7 protein-coding genes are annotated in these 7,440 nt (G+C 40.2%); all 7 read left to right on the top strand.

All coding sequences use genetic code 11. The features are described from left to right. Positions 1-224 precede the first annotated feature (224 nt). Positions 225-1,355: an AsmA-like C-terminal region-containing protein gene (locus tag QZT26_RS15330; protein WP_157820395.1), complete on the top strand. Its 1,131-nt coding sequence runs from the start codon at positions 225-227 to the stop codon at positions 1,353-1,355. Next, complete coding sequence (locus QZT26_RS15325; protein ID WP_099324335.1) at positions 1,352-1,936, top strand: CvpA family protein; 585 nt, start codon at positions 1,352-1,354, stop codon at positions 1,934-1,936. Before QZT26_RS15330 ends, QZT26_RS15325 begins: the two co-directional genes overlap by 4 nt. Positions 1,937-2,161: 225 nt before the next feature. Continuing rightward, on the top strand, positions 2,162-2,551 hold the full coding sequence (locus QZT26_RS15320; protein ID WP_099324334.1) for a hypothetical protein: 390 nt from the start codon (positions 2,162-2,164) through the stop codon (positions 2,549-2,551). Between the two features lie 25 nt (positions 2,552-2,576). Then, positions 2,577-4,496, top strand: a complete 1,920-nt coding sequence (locus QZT26_RS15315) for an acyl-CoA dehydratase activase (RefSeq protein WP_099324333.1) — start codon at positions 2,577-2,579, stop codon at positions 4,494-4,496. Between the two features lie 22 nt (positions 4,497-4,518). Then, complete coding sequence (locus QZT26_RS15310; protein WP_099324332.1) at positions 4,519-5,850, top strand: 2-hydroxyacyl-CoA dehydratase family protein; 1,332 nt, start codon at positions 4,519-4,521, stop codon at positions 5,848-5,850. 669 nt (positions 5,851-6,519) lie between these two features. Further along, positions 6,520-6,774: a hypothetical protein gene (locus QZT26_RS15305; protein ID WP_295103383.1), complete on the top strand. Its 255-nt coding sequence runs from the start codon at positions 6,520-6,522 to the stop codon at positions 6,772-6,774. A 183-nt stretch (positions 6,775-6,957) separates the two neighbouring features. After that, the gene (locus QZT26_RS15300) at positions 6,958-7,188 is read left to right on the top strand and encodes a hypothetical protein (RefSeq protein ID WP_099324330.1); all 231 of its coding nucleotides are present in this window, start codon (positions 6,958-6,960) and stop codon (positions 7,186-7,188) included. Positions 7,189-7,440: the final 252 nt, after the last annotated feature.

Raw genomic sequence — 7,440 nt, 5'->3', positions numbered from 1 at the left:
TTGACGGAGAAAGGCCAGAAGTTCTCTTGTTCACTGATGACCGCTTCAGCCCTTGATATTAAAGCACTTACGGAAATGGCGGCATGAAAAACACGCATAAAAAACAAGAAATTGATGGATAGTAGTACAGATTTAAAAAATTCGTCGCAAGTAGGGGCGTTCCTTGTGGTTGCCCATTACAATTGACTAATGACTCATGACCAATTTTTCACACAAATATGCAAATGCAGAAGAAAAAAGTATTATGGATAAAATGGTTGGTAATTTCTTTCTGTTTAACAGCTCTTGTTGTTGCTATTTCCATTTTCGTATTTCCCACTCTTCTCTTTGAAAAAAGCATCACGCAAAAAGTCGTTCTCTTGCTGGAAAACAAACTTCCTTCTTCCGCTCAAACAGGCACGGTATCATATCACTGGCCGAATCAAATCCGTATTTCTCTTATTATTCTGCAAAAGCAAAACAATGACCCGGAAACTACAACACAGTTTGATGACATACAGGGTACATTAAAGCTGTTTCCCCTCTTATGGAATCAGGTTATTTTTGAAAAAATTGAGGTTAAACAAATAAACTACGAAAATAGTTTATTGATTGAAGACTTGTTTACCGATACACTTTCTCTTAAAGATAACGAGATAACTACTCATGTGCAATTCAAAGCAAATGGCGGCAAAACATATCTTCACGGCGTTATGGAACTCAAAAGAGATATGCCGGAATTTAATATAACAATCAAAGCGCATGATGTTTACATAACACAAGAAATGCCTGTGCTCCGTGATTTGCCTTTATTTAAAAAGGATGGAAGCGAAGCAGGTGGCATTCTGAGCATTGAAGGACATCTGAGTGGAAAAGGGTTTGGCGGGAATATCCCAAGCAAAGATATTAAAGGCCGCTTTACCCTCAGCGTCCGGAACGGCTATGTTAAAAGCAATGTGCTTTTTTCTGCTTTGTCAGATATTATTACCATCGACGACCGCTATTCTTTTGATTTGTTAGAAACAGAAGTGCTGATCGAGGAGGAAACAATGTATACCCCAAAAGTAATCGTTGATAGTCAGCTATTAAAGATGGAGGTATCAGGCATGATAGAATTCGGAGGAAAACTATTTTATAAAGCAAATGTCACGGTGAATGAAAGATTCGTAAACAAGGGCATAGAAAAGATTACAGGGATTGTTTTCAGGCAAAATGCCATCCCATTGGAGATACGCGGCGACATAAATGACCCGAAGATTTCAATAAAACTCTCTCAGGAAAACGTGGAACAACTTGTCAGGGGTATCGCAAATGATTTCTTACGTACAAATAAGGAAGTAAAGAAGGAAAGAAAGGCAGGGAACGGCCATAAATGATATGGATTGATTATTCGATTTTTGGTGTTTTGTTTTTTGCAATACTATTTGGATTTGTCAGCGGCCCTGTAATGCAGTTTCTCAGAATAGGATGCCTGCTCATCTCTTTCTTTGCCGCTTTTTTCTTCCACGGAGTAATTAGCAATATCCTGAAAGGCATTCTGTCTCAATCTGTTACGGATTTATTGAGTTATTTTACCATTTTCGGAGTAATCTTAGCCGTAACGTGTTTTATTACAAATCTGTTAAAAATCGTTATCAATAAAAGCGGCATATCTGTTGGGTCGAGGTTTTTCGGTGGTTTTTTGGGGATTTTTAAAGGGGTTCTCTTTTGCGGAGTAATTATCTTTGGCGTTTTATTATTCTGCAGTGAATCAACACGCGATAGGGTGAATACCTCAAAAATAGCAGCCCCCATAGGAAAAGGTATGCAAAGATTGGTTACAATTATTCCTGAAAGCGTAGCGAATAAAGTACGCTCCTATGCGGAAAAAATTGAGGAACTAAAAACGCAAAAGAAAAAAGAAGCGACTCCGGAAAAAGAAGTTACTCAGAAAAAAGAAGAAATCCCCCCGAATTGATCACGCACCATACACGATATTTTATAACACGATTCGACAGGGCAATTGACCTTTTGAACATACTTTTGGGTCACGCTTGTAATCTTAAGTATTACTATGTAACAATAATTTTTTGTTTGACAATCCATATTTTTTATATATTCTTACCCTTTTTGTTAGGTTCTTTATAAATTTGATTTAAGTTCTTTTAAATCAACAACTTTCTTAAAAAGGAGCTTTTGATAAATGAGTCCTCTTTCGAAAAATTTTCTTCGGGCAAGCCTTGTTTATTTTTTTATAGCGGCAATACTTGGTACCGTTATGATATCCATGAAAAGCTATCCCGCTCAATTATTGTTTTCTCATGTACATTTAAACCTTTTGGGATGGATGTCCATGATGATCTTTGGTGTTGGATATCATATACTGCCCAGATTTACCGGCAGGCCTCTCGCCTATCCTAAAATAGGCACACTTCAATTCTATCTTGCAAATATCGGGCTTGTAGGTTTAGTCTGCTTTCGCCCGCTTCATCCCCTGGTAGAAATTTTTGCCGGTATCGAAGTCATTGCCATAGGCTTCTTTGTTGTAAATATTTGGGTCAGCACCATACCGCCGAAACCAGAAACGGAATAATCTTAAAATAGGAGATTTTATAGTTATGTATACTATCGGAATAGACATTGGTTCTATGTCAACCAATGGAATTCTTTTAAATGATAAGAAGGAGATCCTTTCTGCAACAATCATCGCAACCGGTGCAAGCAGTAAAAAAGCTGCGGAAAAAACCCTTCAACAAATATTTACAGAGCATAATCTTACAGAAAAAGATATTAACTATATCGTAGCCACAGGCTATGGGCGCGTAAAAGTTCCTTTTGCCAATGAAGTAATAACGGAAATCACTTGCCATGCAAAAGGTGCAAATTATTACTTTCCTGACGCCAGGACAATTATTGATATTGGCGGACAGGACAGTAAGGTTATCAAAATCGATGGAAATGGCAATGTACTTGATTTTGTTATGAACGACAAGTGCGCCGCCGGTACCGGCCGCTTTCTGGAAGTTATGGCAAGAACACTGGAAATTGAGCTGGAGGAGATGGGAGAGATTTCCCTGCACGGAAAAGATAACGTTTCCGTGAGTAGCCTTTGTACCGTTTTTGCAGAATCGGAGGTTGTATCGCTTATTGGCGCCGACCACAAAACGGCGGATATTTGCCGTGGACTGCATATTTCAATCGCAAAACGTATTACCGCACAAGTAAAACGGGTAGGGTTGGAACAAAAGGTTGCCATGACAGGCGGCGTTGCTAAAAATATTGGCGTAGTAACGGAGCTGGAAAAAAACCTGGGCTGCAAAATTGAAATCTCAGGAGAGCCGCAAATTAACGGTGCGCTTGGGGCGGCGTTAATAGCGCTGGAAAAAGCGCAGGCGCAAAGCAACGTCTCTGTGTCGCTGTCAGGATCTGACAACAGCAAAAGTTTACTTGAAACTTCTATCGCGGATTTTTCCATTGAAGAAAGCAATTTGCCCAAGATCGGATATTTTTGTTCTTATACCCCGGTAGAAATTATTCATGCCGCAGGGTTTCATCCTGTCAGGATTAAAGGGACAGAACATGATTCATGCGCCGCTGACGAGGTGCTCTGCGGAAACATCTGCCCTTATATAAAGGCTGTTACCGATAGAAAGATTGAAGGTAGTCTGGAGGATTTTCAGGGAATGGTATTTGTCAATTCCTGTGACGGGATGAGGCGCCTTTACGATGCCTGGGTAAAAATGGACGAAGGGAAAGGGCGATTTAACTATATGTTGGATATTCCTAAAAATATTGATGACGCTGCGGTTTACTATTACGCCAACCTGCTCAAGAAATTTAAAGAGAAACTCGAGTCGTACTTCACCATGAAAATCCTGCCTGACGACATCAACCGGAGCATTGTCGTCTATAACTCGGTACGGGAAAAAGTAGGACAATGTTTGCAGAAATACTGGAACGGATATATTGCCCATTCGGGATACGAGATGTTTTCCTTGCTGAAAAAAGGAGTAAATGCAGTTCCAGAGAAGTTTAACACCTATTTAACGCATATTATTAAGCAGGGTGAAGGTGTACGCGACACACGCGAAGTACCGCGGTTATTCATCTGGGGTAGTATCATGGAGAATGAAAAGATAATGAAGATTATAGAGGATGCAGGTGCAAAGGTTGTGGCAGAAGACCTATGTAACGGCAGCCGGTATTTTGACGCCGTGGTGAGCATAAACGAAGAGCCTATTTTGTCCATTGCAAAACGGTATATCAAAAGAAGCCCCTGCTCCCGGATGGAAAATATCTTTGACAGGATTAATAAGGCATTAACGATTATGCAGGAAAAATCAATCCATGCTGCAATTTATCATACATTAAAATTCTGCGACCATAATCTTCTGGATTATCCCATGATAAAAAAGACTTTCTATGAAAAAAATATCCCGCTTCTCCATTTGAATTGTGACTACTCGTTAAGCAGCGAAGGACAAATCAAAACACGCGTTGAAGCCTTCCTTGAACAATTAATGGTTGCCCCAAAATAAGAAATACGTTAGAATTTTCTTTATGTCATTAATTTTAAAACTAAAGGAATGGGCAACCTCGCTCATGCAGCGACACTCACAGTTGCTTATCAGAGAAGGATTGCGGCTTTATAAGATATACCTCTTTTTCTTCCGCAACAAGAAAATCGGTGGGTTCCGCTCGCTGCAAGTGCAGATACACGTCGGGGTAAAACATCTTTTTAACGTGTATGCGCATCCTGACCGGACTATATGGACAACCATGTTTGTCCCCTCGGAAATATTGTTTGCCATGGGGCTTTATCCCTTTTGCCTTGAGATCGGAGCTGCCCTTTTTGCCGGAATAGGCCAAAGTTCCCGCGGCCTTATAGAAGCTGAATCACGAGGAGTTTCCACTGATATCTGCACCTTTCACCGCGCTGCAATCGGCCATGCATATAGAAACATTTTTCCGAGGAATATTCTACAGGTCGCCACGTCAACACTCTGTGACAACAATACCAAAACAGCAAAACTGTGTGAATGTCTGACGGGAAAGGACACGATCGTGATAGACATCCCTTACGAAGAAGATGAATATTCCGTTCAATACCTTGCCAAACAACTGGAAGATCTCGTCAAATATCTGGAAAAAACAACAGGGAGAAAGATGAGGCATGAAGCATTAGAACGAGCCTTTGAATACTCAAACAAAACACGGGAAAAGATTCTTGAAATCAACGAATTAAGAAAAGATCCTCTTTGCCCTCTGAAAGGCAGCAGTGCCTTAGGGTTTATGTTTCCCACCTATCTGCTTATCGGTTCCGGATTAGCCCTGGAATTTTATTCCAGTTTGGCGAATGAATTGCGCGAAAAGATTGCAGAAAATAAGACAAAATCCCCAAAAATCCCGCCCACAAATCAAATCAAAATTCTCTGGCTGGAATTAAAACCCTATTTCAATGTGGATTTCCTGCAAAATCTTGAAGAAAAAGAGAATGTTAAAATTGTCTTTGAAGAAACAAACTATGTTTACTGGGATAAGCTTGATGTGCAAAAACCATACGAAAGCCTTGCCAGAAAACATATCATGAATACGTATAACGGTCCGTTGGAACGGCGCATAGAAGTAGCAAAAATGCTAGCCCGTGAGTACGATGTTGACGGCGTTGTTGTATTTTCTTCATGGGGATGCAGAAGAAATAATGCAGCCGTACCCACTATTAAGAAAGAACTCAACAAAATAGGCTACCCCTTTCTCAGTCTCGATGGTGATTGCGTAGACGATAAAAACTACATGCCTGGACAGTTTTCTACAAGGATTGAAGGTTTCCTGGAAATGATACGTGGAAGAAGAGCGTCTGCCGCTCAACGTGAAACGTGTACTATTTCTTGAAAAACTATAACCGTTCTGTCGTAAAAACAAAGATGCTGATTGTTTTTACCCTGCCTTTTTCATATGGTAATAGTTTACCGCTGATTTTTAGCTTTAAACCCAACCTGTACAAGCCAGAACCAAATAAGCATGAAATACGAAAGGGGAACCACAGATTACACAGACTTCGTCGTGAGCTCAGTCTAACGATTTCGCAGATTAAAAGATTCATAACACTTTAGTTTTTTGAAATTTTTTTATCGATGGGTCTGCTTCGCTTGCCCCATCCTACACAAATAACGCCATCGTTGTCCGCATTTTTCAAAAAGCGAAGGTGTTGTCAATTAAGAAAATAACACAATGAGAGCCTTCATATTAGTTGTTATCTTTCTGTTAATATCATATTACACACACAGCGCAGAAGCAGAAAACGATCCTTCTCTGTTTCACCCGTATACAGACACCCAAAATCCAGTCGATACCCCATACTCGATTTACTAAGCATGACCATCGAAGACCTTATGGACATAGAGGTTGCTGCCGTTTATGCCGCATCCAAATACAAACAGAAGGTTACTGAAGCCCCGTTATCTTTATCCGCCAGCATTGTCACTGCCGATGATATAAAGAAATACGGATACCGCACACTTGCAGATATCTTGAGAAGTATAAGGGGTTTTTATGTGAATTATGACCGCAGTTATTCTTACTCTTGGCTCAAGGGGTTTTTCGCGTCCGGGCGATTACAATTCGCGATATCTTATCATGGTGGACGGGTTTCGCCTCAATGACGCTGTTTACGATACGGCATCCATCGTGATGGAATTCGTTCTGGATGTTGGCCTCATTGACAGTGTTATGGTATTGAGATGCTCATTTCCGCCTCTTATTATGATAGCAACGGCAGAAGCCGCCTGTACTACAGAGAAAATGATATTGAAGTAGGAACACCGGGACGCTGCTTAACTGTTTGATTGAGCAAGGCGTTATCCGGCACACAGAAACAACTTACTTGTAAAAAACAGGGCGGCAAATACCTGTCCTTTTTTCCTCATTGAGTATTCAGCGAGAAAACGGAGAAAATCAGGGGTTTGTGCTTGTGGCATCAGACATTCCACGCGTAAAATCATGGATGAAGAACTCCGTGATACTATAGAACAAGGGAACCGTACTATCAAAGAGATGAGACACCTCGTGTATTTTTCAAGCCTTATGAATGACGAAGTGCATGAAGAATCGCTGTTTAATAATTTGGGAAGGACGTTGAAGGAGGATTTTTACCCCGATATCCTTGCAATAATGACGCTTGATACTGAAAGAAATATACTAGTACATCGTTTCATTAAAATGTGTACGTAAAAAAATGTCATTGCGAGGAGTGGAGCGACTAAGCAATCTCTTGTTCCCAAAAGACTTAAGATTGCTTCGCTGTAGCTCGCAATGACGGTATCAATGTAGATATTTTAATGAAACGTTATACTAGATAGTGTCTGAACGAAAACTATCTAAACAACTATTTATTGGATAGTTAAGACTACTAATTGTTGCAAATATTTGACGAATATTTTCATTAATCTCAAAAAATGCGCCATTTTCACGAAGATTATCATA

The organism is uncultured Candidatus Kuenenia sp., assembly GCF_900696675.1.
In the GTDB taxonomy this organism is placed as follows: Bacteria; Planctomycetota; Brocadiia; order Brocadiales; family Brocadiaceae; genus Kuenenia; species Kuenenia stuttgartiensis_A.
The sequence above is the reverse complement of the archived record's forward strand: the minus strand, read 5'-3'. Positions and strand labels throughout refer to the sequence as shown.